The following is a 15,643-nucleotide window of genomic DNA, read 5'->3' as shown; positions in this document are numbered from 1 at the left end:
CCATTTGGAAACACAGAAACAAAGATAGGTTAGGCAGCGAGGCGCCGGCGACGGTGTCTCACGACCAAAGTGTCTACTTGGCCTCAGCGTGGCCCACGCGCTGAGGCCTTTCTTTTTGATGTTCGCCCTGTGCCGTGAAATCACTCGCCGTCTTTATCATTCAGCGCACGAAAACGATTCCGTAGTTCTCCGTGCGTGAACAAAGTTCCGGCGGCGATTGAGAGAGCGATCGCTTTCTGTTCGTGCGTTGCAGGTTCCAACACTTGTCGTGAGCGCCGGCAGCGCGCTTCGCAATTTCTTAATCCAAGAATGCTTCTCTCGAAGATTGTGAGTGCCCGCCTCGGTCGTCGATATTTTCAGGACCGCGATGGACGATTCCGAGATCGACTTTTTCTTCGATGAACATTCGCACGACTTAAACATCAAGCGAGCGTTGCGGACGCACGGCGTGCAGCGATCACGCCACTGAGAGTCTCACTTTGGTTTGCTCGGCCGATGAGCCATTCCCATATACACCCCACCGGCCTTCAATTCCGTCAGCATCTGGTCGATCCGCTTGCGCCGTGTTGCAGTTCGCACGCTGCGGCCGATCCAGCGCAGATAGTCGTTGCGCTGATACGGCGGGCGCGCCTTGAACGCCTGCATCAGTCCGGTCGCATCAAGCTCGCGACGGATGCTCGCCGGCATCGCCGCGCGCGGTCGCTTCAGCGTCACGCCGCCCTCCGATCGCCGGATCAGGACCGCCGCTTTGCTTCGACGTAACGCTTGAAGTTATCCAGGATCGCCTGCCAGCCGCCGCGCTGCTGCTCGACCGAATGGGTATCCTCGCTGTCGAAGCTGACCTGCACCTTGACGCCGCCAGTCTCCGGCGTGAATGCGACCTGCGCGCTGCGATCGCCGAACGAATATTCGAGCAGCCGGGGCTCCTCGACCCTGGTGTAGGTGCCGGCGAAATCGAACCCCATGCTGCCGTCCTTGGCTTCCATTCGCGACGAGAAGGCGCCGCCGGTGCGCAGGTCGACGGTCGCGGCGGTCGTGTGCCAATCGTCAGAAGCCGCGTTCCACTGCTTGATGTCGTCAGGCGTCGTGTAGGCGCGCCAGACATCCGCGATCGGCGCGGCAACGGTCGTTTCGACGGCAATCCTCATATCTATTCCCTCGTTGCGATGGGGTGAAGCTGGCGCGCCTCCCGGGCGGCGCCGGACCGCGGCCATTCTATTAGGGCCATGGACGCCTTCGTCAAATGGCAATGCCCGGGCCACCGGGAACATGAGGCGATCCGGGACGCCATTCAACCAACCAAATGGTGCGTGGTCGTCACAAGAATTTCGTCAGGAATGACCGTGTATGGAAGACGGGTCGAATGCCCGGAGAGCGCGTCATGCGGAACCTCAACACTGTCCTGAGCAAGCTGAACGACCGCCTGCTGCGGCTGGAGGGCGAACTGTTCGTGCTGCGATCGATCGCGCGCGCCGCCCTCACCGCCGGCGACGAGTCCGCCGTCCGCACCCGCAAGCTGCTCGAAGGCGCAAAGCTCGCGCTGTCAGACGAAGCCGAACGGCCGCTGGACGCCGCGACCGGAAAATATGTCGCGGCCGCGATCGCCATGGTCGAAGAACTGCTCGAGAATCCGCGTGAGGCGGCGCCGCTGTTCAGGGTGATCGACGGCGGCAGGCGGGACGATTAGCGCGCTTGCACCGAGCCTAGCCGGCGCCCTGCACAGCCCGGTCATACGCCTCGATCGTCACCTTTGCCCTGACAGCAACATCAGCGGCGGTCATGCCCGGCTTGTAGAGGCTGCTGCCGAGACCGAAGGCGCGAATGCCCGCCTTCACATACTCAGCGAAATTCTGGTCCGAGACGCCGCCGACCGCAGCGATCATCACATCCGGTGGCAACACGGCGCGGATCGCGATGATGCCGGCGGCGCCGAGCACGCTGGCCGGGAAGAATTTCAGGCTCGACGCCCCCGCGCGCGCAGCGAGCAGCGCTTCCGTCGGCGAGAACACGCCGGGCATCGTGATCATCGCATGGTCCCGCGCGCGCGCCAGCACCTCGACATCGACATTCGGCGACACCATGAGGCGGCCGCCGACGTCATGCAGGCGGTCGACGTCTGCGGCAGTCAGCACCGTGCCGGCGCCGATCAGAACATCGGCCGGCGCGCGCTTCGCCGCGATCTCGATCGAGCGGAACGGCTCGGGCGAGTTCAGCGGAATCTCGATCGCGGTCATGCCGGCGTCGAGCAGCGCGCCGACGATGCCCGGCACCTCGTCCGGCTTGACGCCGCGCAGGATCGCGACCAGCGGGCGCTTCATCGGCGGAAACGGAATGCTCATGCGTTGATCCCTCAGTTCTTCCAGATCGCCGCCGCCGCGCCGACGAGGCCACGGCGAACCGCCTCCTCCGCATCCACGGCATCGAGCGGAATCGAAAGGCATTCGAGCGCCATCTGATAGAGCCGCTGCAACCGGCCCGAGGCAATCAGCGTCACCGGCGCTCCCTGCTTTGTCTCCGCAAGGCCGGCGGCGAGCTCGACGCCGATCAGCGTACCCGAGATCGTCTCACGCGCGGCCTGTGCGCTGCCGCCGAACAGCAGCTGTCGCGATCGCACGCGAAACAGCAGATTAGCGCTGAGCGCCGGCGCCGCGAACGCCTCCGCGACAGCCGCGCGGAACGCATCGCCGTCAACCGCCTCCTCGGCGCCGGCGACGGCGTGCGACAGGATGGTGTCGCGCGCGACCGCGCTGAACAACTCTCCGGTCATGAAGGTCGCAAAGCGCTCGACCGTTCCACCGCGGACCCGCACCCATTTGGAATGCGTTCCCGGCATGCAGACGAGCGCCTCGCCCGGCGCGTTCAAGCCGAGCGCACCCAGCAGCTGGGTCTCCTCGCCCCGCATGACGTCGGGCGCGGCGGTATCGCGCTGCGCGATCCCAGGCAGGATACGGATATCGCGCGCCTGCCCGCCGACCCCGACGGCGCCCTTGAGGATGTCCGAGAGATGCGCCGGCGTATCGATATAGCCGGCCTCGACCCAGCCCTGCCGCGCGCCCGCCATGCCGCAGATCACGACCGGCAGATCGGCCTGCACACCCAGCGCATCGAGATGCGATTGCAGCACGGCTGCAAAGCCGGTCCTGGCGGCCGCGGTCATGCCTTCATCGCTGCGCCGCTCGCCGAGCACCTTGCCACCGGCGCCCATCAGCCAGAGCCGGAAGCTGCTGGTGCCCCAGTCGACCGCGACATAGGAAATCCCGCTCATCGCGCCCTGTTCCACGCTCTCAGTGTCCGGCGCGCCGACGGCGCCGCTGCCCGGACGCGATAAAGGCGATCATCGCGCCACGCAAGGCGGTCCGTTGGCGTGACGCCGCGAGGCCTCGCTGGCATCAGATGCGCGGGATCGATTACCGCGCGCCCTTCAGCGTGCAGGAGGTCGTGCAGGTCGTCACGTTGCCGCGGTCACATTTGATGCAGGCGTTGACGCACTGATCCATGACCTTGGGATTGTACTGACTGTAAAGATTGGCCGCACAGCTGTTGGTCGATCCCGTAACCTCCGGGTCGGACCAGCAACCGGACAGTAAAAATGCTGCGGCACTCAAAATGGCGACCTTGCGCATAAGGCCTCCTGCCACGCTCTATCCGAGTAATGTTGCAAGTAACCTTGATAGGTTAGGTTAAATTCCGGTTTCAATTGCGGCCTTATTCTGAAGCAGTATTGCTTATCCACCGGACATTTCCCCAAGGTCCGGGCCCACACCGGCAAGGCCGTCAGGCGACCCCGCCTGGCGGCTTTGTTGCCCGGCAATGCACAAGGAAACCAACAAGATGGCCCGAAAGCCGCGGTGGTCGTTCAAGGAGGACCGACGACTGATGGAACTGGCACGCTCCTCGAAGTCGCTGGAGGAGGTCGTGAAGGCGACCGGCCGCTCGCCGGAGCGGATCAAGAAGATGGCCATGCGCCTCGGCCTGTCGATCAAGCCGCGCGGTACCACCAAGAAATAACTTGGACTGCGCCGCTGCGGCGGCCCGGCCGGCGCGCCTTCCAGCGAAATCGGCAGCGCCTCGCGTGCAGACAACGCGCCAGAAAAAGATCTAGAGCTCCGGCGGAAAATCGTCCTTCGCCCGCACCGGGATCGCCTTGACCTCGCCCTGCGGCTTGGCCTCAGCCTCCGCCTCGGTCGCCCGGGTGCAGGTGGTCAGCACGAAGGCGACCCGGCTGCATTGCCATTCCGGCCCGAGCGCCGCATTGGACACCGGCTCGGGCGACGCCAGCGTCAGGGATAGATACGCCACCAAAACGGCACCCGCCGCGCCTGCGGCAGCCAGCGCCGCGCCCTTTCCGGACCACAGCTTGGACATCATGGCCTTGGTTCCCGCCGATTTCCAGGAGTCGAGGCAGTCCGCCTGTCCGCGTGTGATCGGAATCACAACCGGAATCAAACAGTTCAGCCCGAGTCTTTGGGCTCGATGTGGGATCGATATTGCACTGCCGCAAGACGGGGTCAGCGCGCCGGCTCGATCACATTACAGTTGGTCCGGCCCGACATCAGGCAGTCCTGCATCTTGCTCGCCGCCGTCAGGTCATGCGCGAGCCAGAGGCCGACCGCGAGCATGACCACTGCGACCAGCAGTCCGATCAGCGCGCCCCTTCGGCTGCCTCCGTCGTCGGATTCGCTCATGCCGGCTTCGGTTCCCGATTGCCACGGTCCGCATCATGACGGTTTGCACGGTTGCGTACGATCAATTCTGCAACAGTCGCGCAACGAAATGCACGGCCGCGGCCGTCGGCACCGCAATTCCGTTGCGATCCAAGGGCGACTCGCGAAAGACTACTCGCTGAAGTGGAGCGCGTGTGCGGGGCGTGCCGATGAGCGAACAAGAAGCAACGACGTACGACTATCAGCGTTACAGGCAGTTGCTCTCGGAGGCTGTCGATGAGGGCAGCAGGCTGCGGCTGATCAGCCTGTTGATCACCGAAAAGGCGCGCGACAGGCTGGAAGCCCAGCGAGCCTCGGACCGGAGCGCGATGACCGCCGAGACGGTCGCCAAGGTCCTGGGTAACGGACGACGCGAGCACCTCCAGCGCGGCTGAACTTTTCAACAGCCCTTGTTCAACAGCCCTTGGTGACCAGCCACTCACCACGCGTCCGCGGGGCGAACGATGGCCGCTTGACGCTGGCTCATATCTCCCTTGCTCCACAGCCCTCCGTTCGCCACTGGCAATTTCGTCGCCATTCACTTATTGAAACGCCGAACCAACCCCATCCATCACCCGAACAGAAAGCAGCAAGGCTTCCTCTATGAGTGGCTTCAAGGAACCGGGTTTTGCCGACCGCCAGAAAGCGGCCCTGCAGGCGCGGCAAAACCTCCTCAACAAGTTTCGCTCCCAGCCGGGAGCTGACGATCCCGCTGTGAAGGCACGTGCCGAGGAGCGCGCGGCGATCGCCGACCGCCGCGCCAAGGCCAAGGAAGCCCGTGAGGCCGAAAAGGCCGAGCAGAAGCGCCGCGAGGAAGAGGCCGCAGCCGCCGAGGCCGCCCGCATTGCGCGCGAGAAGGAAGAGGAAACCGCCCGCGAGGAGGCGCTGCTCGCCGAGCAAAAGGCCAAGCGCGATGCCCGCTACGCGGCACGCAAGGAGCGCGGCAAGAAGAAGCGCTAAGCCGCAACCAGGCCCGCCAGAGCGGCGGGCCTGCGGACAGCAGGCGATGACGGCAGTCAGTTCTTCTTCATGCCGTCGTCTTTCTTCATCATCGCGCCGCCGTCCTTCTTCATCGCGTCGTCCTTCTTCATCGCGTCATCCTTGCCCATCTTGTCCTGAGCGAAGGCGGCGGGCGCCAGCGCCAGGCTGAACGAGAGCAGCGCGGCGGAAAGGCCGAGGCGGGTCTTGGTGGTCATGGTGATGATCCCTTGTGTGGTCGAAAGTGAGCGCGACGACTTGCCGCTCTCTGCTCGACGCACTTGCGCCGGCCGTCGTTACCTCCAATAACAAATTCTTGAAGCAGCGCGGCGCGATCATCGACGGATGGTCGCGCGACGGTTGAATAGCTACGGGCCGGCCCGCGGCTGTGTGCGCCGCAGCAACGGCAAGGCTTGAACGTCAGGACTTGAATGTCAGGACTTGAACGTCAGGACTTGAACGTCAGGACTTGCAGCCCCGTATCGGCTCGCACTATCAGGGCGCCTCGAACTATCAGATTAGAGAATATTCAGGCGAAGACCGGCTAAGCTAAGGCTCCGCGCCGGCCTAACAGCCACTCAAGAAGCTCTCAGGGGAGAACCATGCTCACACGCCGCCACGTCCTCGCTTCCGCCCTCGCCGCACCCGCCGTCCTGCGGATGGGCATCGGGACCGCGCATGCCGCAACCACGCTGAAGATCTCCCACCAGTTCCCCGGCGGCACCATCGACAAGGGCGACTTCCGCGACCGGCTGTGCAGGATGTTCGCGGCCGAGGTCGCCAAGCGCTCGGGCGGCGAGCTCACCGCCGAGGTCTACCCGAACTCGTCGCTGATCAAGACCAACGCGCAGTTCTCGGCGATGCGCAAGGGCGCGCTCGATCTCAGCCTGTATCCGATGCCCTATGCCGGCGGCGAATTGCCGGAGACCAATATCGGCCTGATGCCGGGCCTCGTCACCACCTACGATCAAGGCCTGCGCTGGAAGAAGGAGCCAGTCGGCAAGGCGCTGACCGACTTCCTCGCCGACAAGGGCATTCTGCTGATCTCCTGGGTCTGGCAGGCCGGCGGCGTCGCCAGCCGCTCCAGGGCGATCGTGGCGCCTGAGGATGCCAAGGGCCTCAAGGTGCGCGGCGGCTCGCGCGAGATGGACATGGTGCTGCAGACCGCCGGCGCCGCCGTGCTGTCGGTGCCCTCCAACGAGCTCTACGCCGCGATGCAGACCGGCGCCTGCGACGCCGGCATCACCTCCTCCACCAGCCTGATCTCGTTCCGCCTCGAGGAGGTCGCGAAATCGCTGACCTCGGGCGCCGGCGCCTCCTACTGGTTCATGCTGGAGCCGTTGATGATGTCGAAGGCGATCTTCGACAAGCTGCCGAAAAACCAGCAGGACATCATCCTCGCCGTCGGCACCGAGCTCGAGGCGTTCGGCCGCAAGGGCGCGCAGGACGACGATACCGAAGTCGCCAAGGTCTACGAGAAGGCCGGCGCCAAGGTCAGCGCGCTCGATGCAACCATTGTCGGCAAGTGGCGCGACATCGCGCGCGATACCGCGTGGAAGGACTATGGCGCCAAGACCGCTACCGCCGCCAACCTGTTGAAGCTCGCAAGCGACGTCGCCGCATGATGCATGGTCCGGTCGCGGATCAGGCCGAAACCGCAAGCATCGCCGCGGGCAACACGCCCGTGGCCTTGCTTGGGCGCGCGCTGTCCATCTGCAACAACATCATCGTGGTGTTCGCAGCCCTTGCCCTGGTCGCGGCCTGCGTGATCCTGAGCTACAGCGTGCTCGGCCGCGCCCTGTTCCACAGCCCGAACTACTGGCAGGACGAGGCGGCCGTGTTCCTCCTGGTCGGCGCCACCTTCATGACCTCGGCCTATGTGCAGAGCCAGCGCGGCCATGTCAGCATCGAGGCGTTCGTCGGGCTGCTCTCGGCGCGCGCCAACGCGATCAGGCTGTGGCTGGTCGACGTCGCGAGCTTCGCGTTCTGCGCCTTCTTCGCCTGGAAGTCCTGGACCCTGGCGCATGAAGCCTATGTCGACGGCCAGGTGTCCAACTCGATGTGGTCGCCGCCGCTCGCCATCCCCTACGTGCTGATGGCGCTGGGCATGACGCTGCTCTGCGTGCAGATCCTCCTGCAAATCATCATTCCGCTGACGGGTGGCGCGCGCCGATGACCGTGTTTGGTATTGGTATCTCCTACGGACTTGCCACCCTGTTTGCGATGTTCTCCGGCATGCCGATCGCATTCGCGCTAGGTGCCGTCGCGGTCGTGTTCATGGCGATCTACATGCCGGCGGCCTCGCTCGATACGGTGACGCAGAACGTCTACGAGGAGATGGCCTCGATCACGCTGCTGTCGATCCCGCTGTTCATCCTGAAGGGCGCGGCGATCGGCAAATCGCGCGCCGGCCAGGATCTCTATTCGGCGCTGCATGCCTGGCTGCACCGCGTGCCCGGCGGCCTCGGCGTCGCCAATGTGTTCGCCTGCGCCCTGTTCGCGGCGATGGCCGGCTCCTCGCCCGCGACCTGCTCGGCGATCGGTTCGGCCGGCATTCCGGAGATGCGCAAGCGCGGCTATTCCGGCGGCTTTGCCGCGGGGATCATCGCCGCCGGCGGCACGCTCGGCATCCTGCTGCCGCCCTCGATCACGATGATCCTGTTCGCGGTCGCAGCCGAGAAATCGCTGGGACGGCTGTTTCTCGCCGGCATCGGCCCCGGCCTGCTGCTGGTGACGCTGTTCGGCCTCTACGCCGTGTTCCGTTTCCGCAAGGAATACGCCATGGCCCGCGCCGTCTATGACGCGACCGGCAAGGACGCGGCGATCCTGCAGCATGACGAATTCACCATGGCCGAGCGCTTCAGCGCGCTGCCGCGCGTGATCCCGTTCGTGCTGCTGCTGACCGGCGTGATGATTGCGCTCTATGGCGGCTATGCCACGCCATCGGAAACCGCCGGCCTCGGCGGCCTCCTGGCGCTCGGGCTGATCGCCGTGATCTACAGCGTGTGGACGCCCAGCGACCTGTCGCCGATCCTGAAATCGACCATCCGCGAGTCCACCATGCTGATGCTGATCATCGGCATGTCGCTGCTCTATTCCTACGTGATGAGCTACCTGCACATCTCGCAGTCGGCGGCGGAAGCGATCGTCGCCATGCACCTGCCGCGCTGGGAGCTGTTGTTTGCGATCCTCGTGATGGTGATCGTGCTCGGCTTCTTCCTGCCGCCGGTCTCGATCATCCTGATGACCGCGCCGATCATCCTGCCGCCGCTGCGCGCGGCGGAGTTCGACATCATCTGGTTCGGCGTCGTCATGACCATCGTGATGGAGATGGGCCTGATCCATCCGCCGGTCGGGCTCAACATCTTCGTCATCCGCAACGTCGCGCCCGACATCCCGCTTAGCGAGGTGATCTGGGGCACGCTGCCGTTCGTGCTGCTGATGATGTTCGCAGTGCTGTTGCTCTGCTTCTTTCCGGAGATATCGACCTGGCTGCCGAACCTGATCATGGGGCCGGACGGCGGGCGCTAGACCGTTTTTGCGCAGAGGGGACGCGGCAAGACCGGAGCTTCAGGCGGCCTCCTGCTCCCGAGCCGCCAGCGCCTTCTCGATGCGGCGGACCAGCACCGCCGTCGGACGCCCGTCGCGCTGCAGCCGGCGGAGCTCGTTCCACAGCCTGATGATTTCGCGGTCTCGCTCGGCGTCCATGGCGGCACTCTCCCGGAGCGCGCCAATATGAACGAAACGAGAACGAAACTCAAGGCCTCGAAATGCCGTCAAGACGCGGTCACTCGTGCAGGAACCAGAGCGACGCGGCGCGATTGGTTCCTTCATGAAAATGGCCAAGACAATTCGCAAGCAGGCGCAGACCGCGGAGCGGGTCGCATCGACGACGGCCGACGCAATTGTCGCCAACCAGATGCGCTCCCTCGCCCGCGCCTTCAGGAGCCAGGCCGATATCCTGAAGAAGAAAGAGAAGAAAAAGAAGAAGTGATACGCGCCTGCGCCCGCGGCTCACGGATAGCCATCACCCGGTTTGTCGACCTCGACCATATCGATCCGCGACGTGGATCTGCCCTTGCGTAGCTCCTCGTACGACGTCTGCGCGCTCAGGCAGAACAGCGTCCTGCGGTCCGCGCCCCCGAGCGCGCAGGCAAGCGCGCGGCGGCCGGACACCGTGATGCGCTCGCGCTCCACACCAGTGCGATCGATCCGGACAAAAGCATCTTCCGTGAATGACGCGACCCAAGTCGCCCCGTCGGCATCGAGGCAGATGCCGTCGGGATCGCTGATGCTGCCGAACCGCCCGCGCAGGCTCAGGCCGCCGTCCGGCGCGATGTCGTAATCGGCGAGACCTCCGCCATCCATCTCGGCAACGACGAGCCGGCGATGGTCGGAGGAGACCGCAATGCCGTTGGGAAACGGCAAGCCTTCCGCGACGACACGCGCACTGCCGTCGGGCGTCACGAGGATGATCCGGCCGACGGCACCGCGGTGCTCCGGCGGCGGCAGGTCGAAGCCGAGATCGCCGACATAGGCGCGTCCCTGGCCGTCGATGATCATGTCGTCGATCGTGCCGGTCGCGACCTCGGAGAGATCGGCATAGAGCGACAGCGCTCCATCGGAAAGCCGCAGCAGCCGCTTCCTGAACATCGTCAGCACGACGATGTCGCCATCAGGCAGTACGCCGAGCCCACACGGCGTGTCGTCGGTCAGCGCAGCATGCTCCTGCAACTCGCCCGATGGGCTGATGCTCAGAAGCGTCCGCGCCATGCAATCGACGAACCAGAGCCGCCCTCGATGCCAGCGCGGGCCTTCGAAATAGCGGCCGCCGTCGAGGACGGTTCTGAGGCGAGCCGTCATGACGCACCGGCTCGAGAAAAGTGATGTTGCAGTGACATCGGCAGCCCCCACGTGCGCTCGCTACGACGATACAACTCACGCGGAACCGGTCAAAGCACGGTGCGGCCTGTCCATCTTCGTCCGTGAAAACCCGGTTCCCGCGGGTTCCACACGCCATATTCCATATTTCGCCGCGTTTTCCCTGTTGAGTTGCAGCTGCATTAAGACTCGAGAATCGAGGGTAGTGATAATCTGCGGCGGTTGTGCCGCCGTATGACGCGTTCTGTTGTGCCTCATGGTTTCTCAGGGGGGACCAGGGAATGAACCGTTGCCTACGTCCGCTGGCGTGCTTCGCCACCGCCGCCGCGCTCGCGCTGCTTCCGGTCCAGGCGACCGCCAAGCCGCATCACCAGCACCAGGCCAAGAGCGGCCACGGGGACAAGAAGGCGCATGGCGGCAAGGCCGCGCGCGAGAGTGCCTCCGGCAAGCGGCGGCACGCCAGACATGGCGCCGATAAACGAAAATCCGCGAAGGCCAAATCCGCTCCCTCCAAATCCGCCGAGAAGGCGCCCGAACCGGAGAAACCCGCCGGGCCGCAATTGTCGGGCGATCTCGCCACGGTCAGGGACGCGATCCTTGCCGCGCGCAGAGGCAAGACCAGCGACGCGACCGAGATCCAGGCCAGGATCACCGACCCGGTCGGGCGCAAACTCGTCGAGTGGTATCTGCTGCGCCACTCGGAATCGAGCGCACCGTTCAGCCGCTATGCGGCATTCGTCACCGCCAACCCGGACTGGCCAAGCGTCACGCTGTTGCGCAAGCGCGCCGAAGCGCGGATGTGGCAGGAGCGCAGCGATCCGGCCACGGTGCACGGCTTCACCCTCGATCAGCCGATCAGCGCCAAGGGCAAGTTCGCGCTCGCCCGCACGCTGCTCGGCGAAGGCGACCGCGACGGCGCCACCCGGCTGGTGGGCGAAGCATGGCGCTCGGAGGAGCTGTCCGATCGCACCGAGAGCGACGCCTATGATGCGTTCAAGGACCTGCTGACGCGCGACGACCATCGCGCGCGCATGGACAAGCGGATCGGCGCCAAGGATCTCGCCGGCGCAAGGCGCGCGGCACAGCGGCTCGGCAGCGACGATCTGGCGATCGTGAAAGCCTGCGGCGCGGTCCGCGGACAATCCAGCAAGGCAGAGGACACACTCAACGATGTACCGGCCGATGCCCGCCGCGATCTCGGCTACACGCTGTGCCGAATTCAGTGGCTGCTTGCGAAGAACAAGGTCGACGAAGCGGCACGCGTGACGATCGCGGCAGCCCCCGAGACGATGGCGCAACAGGACACCGACCAGTGGTGGCGTGAGCGCCGCATCCTCTCCCGCAAGCTGCTCGACCAGGGCGAGTACCAGGCGGCCTATGACGTGATCCGGCCCGCGGCGGCGCCGGACAATCCCTATTACCGCTCCGATATGCACTTCATGCGCGGCTGGATCGCGCTGCGCTATCTCAACGACGCCACGACCGCCGCGGCACATTTCGCGCATATCGACGAGGGCCAGACCAACCCGACCGTGCTGGCGCGCGCCGCCTATTGGCGCGGCCGCGCCGCCGAGGCACTCGGCAATTCCGCGGCGATGCGGGCCGACTACCAGGCCGCCGCGCGCTACCCGACGGCCTATTACGGTCAGCTCGCGCTGGCCAGGCTCGGCCGTGATGGTGGCGTCGAGCTGCGCGCGCCCTCGCCGGCCGCCAGTGCCGGCAGCATGGCGGCGGACGAGCGGGTCCGCGCCGCCGATATGCTCTATGCGATCGGCGAGCCCGACATCGTGCTCTATTTCGCCGCCGACCTCGCCGAGGAAAGCACGGATGTCGGGATGCTCGAAGCGCTCGGCGAACTGACCGGCCGCCGCAACGATGCCCGCGCCATGCTGCAGATCGGCAAGATCGCACTCGCGCGCGGCTTTGCCTTCGACCATTACGCTTTCCCCGTGATCGGCATTCCCAAGCACACGCCGATTGCGCCCGATATCGGGCGCAGCATGACCTACTCGATCGCGCGCACCGAAAGCGCGTTCGACCAGCGCGACAAGTCGGCGGCCAACGCCGTCGGCCTGATGCAGGTGACGCCCGAAGCCGGCCGCGACACCGCCAAGCGTTTCGGCGTCAGCTATGACTGGAGCCGGATGGTGTCCGATCCCGTCTACAACACCCAGATGGGCGCAGCCGAGCTCAGCGCGTTGCTGTCGGAATATCGTAACTGCCACATCATGACCTTTGCCGGCTACAACGCCGGCCGCGGCCGCGTTCGCGACTGGATCAAGGCCTATGGCGACCCGCGCGATCCCAAGGTCGATCCGGTCGACTGGGTGGAGCGGATCCCGATCTCGGAGACGCGCAACTACGTCCAGCGCGTGATGGAGAATTTCGCGGTCTACCAGGTGCGGTTCGAGGATGCCGACACGGCGGTGGCCAAGAACGGCGAGCGGGTCGTGACGCAGGAGAGCAACGCGGCGCCGGCGCAGTGAGACAATGCGGCCGCAATAGTGCAACGTCGTCCCGGCGAAAGCCGGGACCTATAACCACCGCTGTCAGTTGTTCGCAAATCGTCGAGCCGATTGCCCTTTGCATCGGCCGCGGCGTATGGGTCCCGGCCCCCGTGCGCAATTGCGCCCTAGGCCGGGACGACGCGGAGCGAGCGCGGTTCAATCCACCTTCACATTGGCGGCCTTGATCATCGGCCACCATTTGGCGATTTCCGCCTTCTGCCAGGCGCCGAGCGCTTCCGGCGTGAGCTGGTCCTTCGGCGGCATCTGCAAGCCCAAATTCTCGAGCTGCTTCTGAACGGCCGGATCGGCCATCGCCTCGACTGCAGCGGCGTTGAGCTTGGCCACGATCTGCTTCGGGGTACCCTTCGGCACCCAGAGGCCGGACCACAGCGTCATGTGGAAGCCGGGCAGGCCGGCCTCGTCCACCGTCGGGACGTCGGGCGCGTTCGCCACCCGCTTGGAATCGGTGACCGCATAGGCGCGGATATTGCCGGCGCGGACCTGGTTGATCGAGTTCGAGGTCTGATCGACGATGATGTCGATCTGGCCGGCGACGAGGTCGTTCAGCGCCGGCCCGGTGCCGCGATACGGCACATATTGCAGCTTGATGCCGGAGACGTTCTCGAAATAGAGCCCGGCGATATGGCTGCCGCTGCCGGCGCCGGCGGTGCCCGCGGTCGGCGGCGCCGGCCGCGACTTCAGCCACTCCAGCAATTCCTTCAGCGATTTCGCCGGCACGGCGTTCTTGCTGACGATGATCATCGGGTTGCTCGGCAGCAGCACCACCGGCTCGAGATCGGTGACGAGGTCGTAGCCAAGCTTGTAGATCGCGCCGTTGGCGACATGGGTGCCGAGATGGCCGAATGAGATGGTGTAGCCGTCGGGCGCCGAGCGCACCGCGCGGCCGACGCCGATCGAGCCACCCGCACCGGTCACGTTCTCGATCAGCAACACTTCGCCCAGCGACTGCTTCATGCGCTCGCCGAGGATGCGCGCCATCGCATCCGAGGGGCCGCCGGCGGCAAACGGCACCACGATGGTGATCGGGTGCGCGGGATAGGTTTCCGCGGAAACGGTCCCCGTCAACGCCAACATGGCCAACACGGCCAGAACCAGCCTCCGCATCACGTTCTCCCTCAGTGTTCTTTGTCGTATCATTTTTGAAGGGCCACCTTTCGACAAGATGGCCCTTCGGATGAGGCGTCAGAACTGCGAGAAGTCGATCGGCTTGTGCCGGTCGAGCGTACGGGTGATCGGCGGCAGCGGGTATTTCAGGCCGCTGGCGCAGTTGAACAGCATCACACGGTCGGTCTTGCTGACACGGCCGTCGGCGAGGCTCTCCTTGTAGGCGGCATAGGTCGCGGCGCCCTCGGGGCACAGCAACAGCCCCTCCTCGCGCGCGACCTCGTTGAGGGCGGCGCTGATCTTGTCGTCGTCGACGGCGATCGCAAAGCCCTTGCTCTCGCGCACCGCGCGCAAAATGAGGAAGTCGCCGATCGCCTGCGGCACGCGGATGCCGGAGGCGATGGTGTGGGCGTCCTCCCAGCGCGCGGCGTGCTCGGTGCCGGCCTCATAGGCCCGCACCATCGGCGCGCAGCCCGAGGCCTGCACCGCGACCATGCGCGGCCGCTTCGAACCGATGAAGCCGATCTTCTCGAGCTCGTCGAACGCCTTCCACATCCCGATCAGGCCGGTGCCGCCGCCGGTCGGATAGAAGATCACGTCGGGCACGTCCCAGCCGAGCTGCTCGGCGAGCTCGAGCCCCATCGTCTTCTTGCCCTCGATCCGGTACGGCTCCTTCAGGGTCGAGGTGTCGAACCAGCCGACTTTCGCTTTTCCCTCGCCGACGATCTTGCCGCAGTCGTCGATATAGCCGTTGACGCGATACACCGTGGCGCCCTGCAGCTCGATCTCGCTGACATTCACCTCCGGCGTGTCCGCCGGGCAGAAGATCGTGGTCTTGATGCCGCAGGAGGTAGCATAGGCCGCCAGCGCCGCGCCGGCATTGCCGTTGGTCGGCATCGCCATGTGCTTGATGCCGAGCGCCTTGCCCATCGACACCGCCATCACGAGGCCGCGCGCCTTGAACGAGCCGGTCGGCAGCCGCCCTTCATCTTTCACAATGATCTCGCCGCCGCCAAGTCTGGCGCCGAGCCGCGGCAGCCGGATCAGCGGCGTCGTGACTTCGCCGAGGCTGACGATGTCCTGGCATTTGCGCACCGGCAGCAGCTCGCGGTAGCGCCACAGATCGGCGGGACGCTGGGCCAGCGCATCCTTCGTCAGCGCCTTCTTCACCCCGGCAAGGTCGTAGCGCACCAGCAGCGGCTTGCCGGCCTTGGAGAGGTTGTGCACCTGGTCGGCCGGATAGTGATCGCCCTCCATCGCGCATTCGAGATGGGTGACGAAAGTCGGGCGTTCGATGGTGAGGTTGTCGTTGTCTTTCACGAGATGCGCTCTTTCTTTTTTCTTTGCGAATTCGTTTTGTCGGACCCGTCACCCTGAGGAGGCCGCGCAGCGGCCGTCTCGAAGGGCGACGAGCCCCGCTGCTCGATCCGGGCCGTGCATCCTTCGAGA

Annotated in this window: 22 protein-coding genes; 10 read left to right on the top strand and 12 right to left on the bottom strand. The window is 65.3% G+C overall.

Going from position 1 to position 15,643, the window contains the following annotated elements:
• Positions 1–331: 331 nt before the first annotated feature.
• Positions 332–469, top strand: coding sequence for a hypothetical protein (locus JEY66_RS22845; protein WP_016842510.1), 138 nt, complete (start codon positions 332–334; stop codon positions 467–469).
• A gap of 5 nt (positions 470–474) precedes the next feature.
• Here JEY66_RS22845 and JEY66_RS22840 read toward each other — a convergent pair whose 3' ends face one another.
• On the bottom strand, positions 475–714 hold the full coding sequence (locus JEY66_RS22840; protein ID WP_016842509.1) for a YdeI/OmpD-associated family protein: 240 nt from the start codon (positions 712–714) through the stop codon (positions 475–477).
• Between the two features lie 20 nt (positions 715–734).
• The gene (locus JEY66_RS22835; protein ID WP_016842508.1) at positions 735–1,148 is read right to left on the bottom strand and encodes an SRPBCC family protein; all 414 of its coding nucleotides are present in this window, start codon (positions 1,146–1,148) and stop codon (positions 735–737) included.
• 233 nt (positions 1,149–1,381) lie between these two features.
• On the opposite strand from JEY66_RS22835, the gene JEY66_RS22830 reads away from it, so the two are divergent.
• The gene (locus tag JEY66_RS22830) at positions 1,382–1,687 is read left to right on the top strand and encodes a hypothetical protein (RefSeq protein ID WP_026192799.1); all 306 of its coding nucleotides are present in this window, start codon (positions 1,382–1,384) and stop codon (positions 1,685–1,687) included.
• A 16-nt stretch (positions 1,688–1,703) separates the two neighbouring features.
• Here the strand turns inward: JEY66_RS22830 and JEY66_RS22825 are convergent, their stop codons facing one another.
• From JEY66_RS22825 to JEY66_RS22815, 3 genes are all read right to left on the bottom strand, one after another.
• Positions 1,704–2,339 carry a 2-dehydro-3-deoxy-6-phosphogalactonate aldolase gene (locus tag JEY66_RS22825; RefSeq protein WP_018271793.1) on the bottom strand — a complete coding sequence of 212 codons (636 nt, stop codon included), beginning with the start codon at positions 2,337–2,339 and terminating at the stop codon, positions 1,704–1,706.
• Positions 2,340–2,350: 11 nt separating this feature from the next.
• Positions 2,351–3,265, bottom strand: coding sequence for a 2-dehydro-3-deoxygalactonokinase (locus tag JEY66_RS22820; RefSeq protein ID WP_018271794.1), 915 nt, complete (start codon positions 3,263–3,265; stop codon positions 2,351–2,353).
• Positions 3,266–3,407: 142 nt separating this feature from the next.
• Positions 3,408–3,623, bottom strand: coding sequence for a hypothetical protein (locus JEY66_RS22815; RefSeq protein WP_026192800.1), 216 nt, complete (start codon positions 3,621–3,623; stop codon positions 3,408–3,410).
• Positions 3,624–3,831: 208 nt separating this feature from the next.
• On the opposite strand from JEY66_RS22815, the gene JEY66_RS22810 reads away from it, so the two are divergent.
• A complete protein-coding gene (locus JEY66_RS22810) occupies positions 3,832–4,008 on the top strand; it encodes a hypothetical protein (protein WP_167350394.1) in 177 nt (58 codons plus the stop codon).
• A 90-nt stretch (positions 4,009–4,098) separates the two neighbouring features.
• Here the strand turns inward: JEY66_RS22810 and JEY66_RS22805 are convergent, their stop codons facing one another.
• Both JEY66_RS22805 and JEY66_RS22800 read right to left on the bottom strand, forming a co-directional pair.
• Positions 4,099–4,368: a hypothetical protein gene (locus JEY66_RS22805; RefSeq protein ID WP_174770980.1), complete on the bottom strand. Its 270-nt coding sequence runs from the start codon at positions 4,366–4,368 to the stop codon at positions 4,099–4,101.
• A 140-nt stretch (positions 4,369–4,508) separates the two neighbouring features.
• Positions 4,509–4,685, bottom strand: a complete 177-nt coding sequence (locus tag JEY66_RS22800) for a hypothetical protein (RefSeq protein ID WP_016842502.1) — start codon at positions 4,683–4,685, stop codon at positions 4,509–4,511.
• A gap of 188 nt (positions 4,686–4,873) precedes the next feature.
• On the opposite strand from JEY66_RS22800, the gene JEY66_RS22795 reads away from it, so the two are divergent.
• Both JEY66_RS22795 and JEY66_RS22790 read left to right on the top strand, forming a co-directional pair.
• The gene (locus JEY66_RS22795) at positions 4,874–5,098 is read left to right on the top strand and encodes a hypothetical protein (protein WP_016842501.1); all 225 of its coding nucleotides are present in this window, start codon (positions 4,874–4,876) and stop codon (positions 5,096–5,098) included.
• 208 nt (positions 5,099–5,306) lie between these two features.
• A complete protein-coding gene (locus tag JEY66_RS22790; RefSeq protein WP_018271797.1) occupies positions 5,307–5,663 on the top strand; it encodes a DUF6481 family protein in 357 nt (118 codons plus the stop codon).
• 56 nt (positions 5,664–5,719) lie between these two features.
• Here the strand turns inward: JEY66_RS22790 and JEY66_RS22785 are convergent, their stop codons facing one another.
• Positions 5,720–5,899: a hypothetical protein gene (locus tag JEY66_RS22785; protein ID WP_018271798.1), complete on the bottom strand. Its 180-nt coding sequence runs from the start codon at positions 5,897–5,899 to the stop codon at positions 5,720–5,722.
• 384 nt (positions 5,900–6,283) lie between these two features.
• Here JEY66_RS22785 and dctP point away from each other — a divergent pair, with 384 nt between their 5' ends.
• From dctP to JEY66_RS22770, 3 genes are read left to right on the top strand one after another with little or no spacing between them, the layout of a single operon-like run.
• Complete coding sequence (dctP, locus tag JEY66_RS22780; RefSeq protein WP_026192802.1) at positions 6,284–7,306, top strand: TRAP transporter substrate-binding protein DctP; 1,023 nt, start codon at positions 6,284–6,286, stop codon at positions 7,304–7,306.
• The gene (locus JEY66_RS22775) at positions 7,303–7,857 is read left to right on the top strand and encodes a TRAP transporter small permease (protein WP_016842495.1); all 555 of its coding nucleotides are present in this window, start codon (positions 7,303–7,305) and stop codon (positions 7,855–7,857) included. Before dctP ends, JEY66_RS22775 begins: the two co-directional genes overlap by 4 nt.
• Positions 7,854–9,212 carry a TRAP transporter large permease gene (locus JEY66_RS22770; protein ID WP_018271800.1) on the top strand — a complete coding sequence of 453 codons (1,359 nt, stop codon included), beginning with the start codon at positions 7,854–7,856 and terminating at the stop codon, positions 9,210–9,212. The genes JEY66_RS22775 and JEY66_RS22770 overlap by 4 nt, the downstream gene beginning before the upstream one ends.
• 39 nt (positions 9,213–9,251) lie before the next feature.
• Here the strand turns inward: JEY66_RS22770 and JEY66_RS22765 are convergent, their stop codons facing one another.
• Complete coding sequence (locus JEY66_RS22765) at positions 9,252–9,389, bottom strand: hypothetical protein (protein WP_018271801.1); 138 nt, start codon at positions 9,387–9,389, stop codon at positions 9,252–9,254.
• A 130-nt stretch (positions 9,390–9,519) separates the two neighbouring features.
• On the opposite strand from JEY66_RS22765, the gene JEY66_RS22760 reads away from it, so the two are divergent.
• A complete protein-coding gene (locus JEY66_RS22760; protein WP_018271802.1) occupies positions 9,520–9,675 on the top strand; it encodes a hypothetical protein in 156 nt (51 codons plus the stop codon).
• Between the two features lie 20 nt (positions 9,676–9,695).
• Here the strand turns inward: JEY66_RS22760 and JEY66_RS22755 are convergent, their stop codons facing one another.
• Positions 9,696–10,544, bottom strand: coding sequence for an SMP-30/gluconolactonase/LRE family protein (locus JEY66_RS22755; RefSeq protein WP_016842492.1), 849 nt, complete (start codon positions 10,542–10,544; stop codon positions 9,696–9,698).
• A 299-nt stretch (positions 10,545–10,843) separates the two neighbouring features.
• Between JEY66_RS22755 and JEY66_RS22750 the strand changes: the two genes are divergently transcribed.
• Positions 10,844–13,048, top strand: coding sequence for a lytic transglycosylase domain-containing protein (locus JEY66_RS22750; RefSeq protein ID WP_018271803.1), 2,205 nt, complete (start codon positions 10,844–10,846; stop codon positions 13,046–13,048).
• A gap of 177 nt (positions 13,049–13,225) precedes the next feature.
• Here the strand turns inward: JEY66_RS22750 and JEY66_RS22745 are convergent, their stop codons facing one another.
• On the bottom strand, positions 13,226–14,194 hold the full coding sequence (locus JEY66_RS22745) for a tripartite tricarboxylate transporter substrate binding protein BugD (protein WP_018271804.1): 969 nt from the start codon (positions 14,192–14,194) through the stop codon (positions 13,226–13,228).
• 78 nt (positions 14,195–14,272) lie between these two features.
• Positions 14,273–15,514 (bottom strand): threonine synthase, encoded by a 1,242-nt coding sequence (locus JEY66_RS22740; RefSeq protein WP_016842488.1) that lies wholly within the window; start codon positions 15,512–15,514, stop codon positions 14,273–14,275.
• Between the last annotated feature and the right edge of the window lie 129 nt (positions 15,515–15,643).

This window comes from Bradyrhizobium elkanii USDA 76, assembly GCF_023278185.1.
Lineage (GTDB): Bacteria > Pseudomonadota > Alphaproteobacteria > Rhizobiales > Xanthobacteraceae > Bradyrhizobium > Bradyrhizobium elkanii.
Note: the sequence above shows the minus strand (reverse complement) of the source record. Positions and strands in the feature narration are given on the sequence as shown.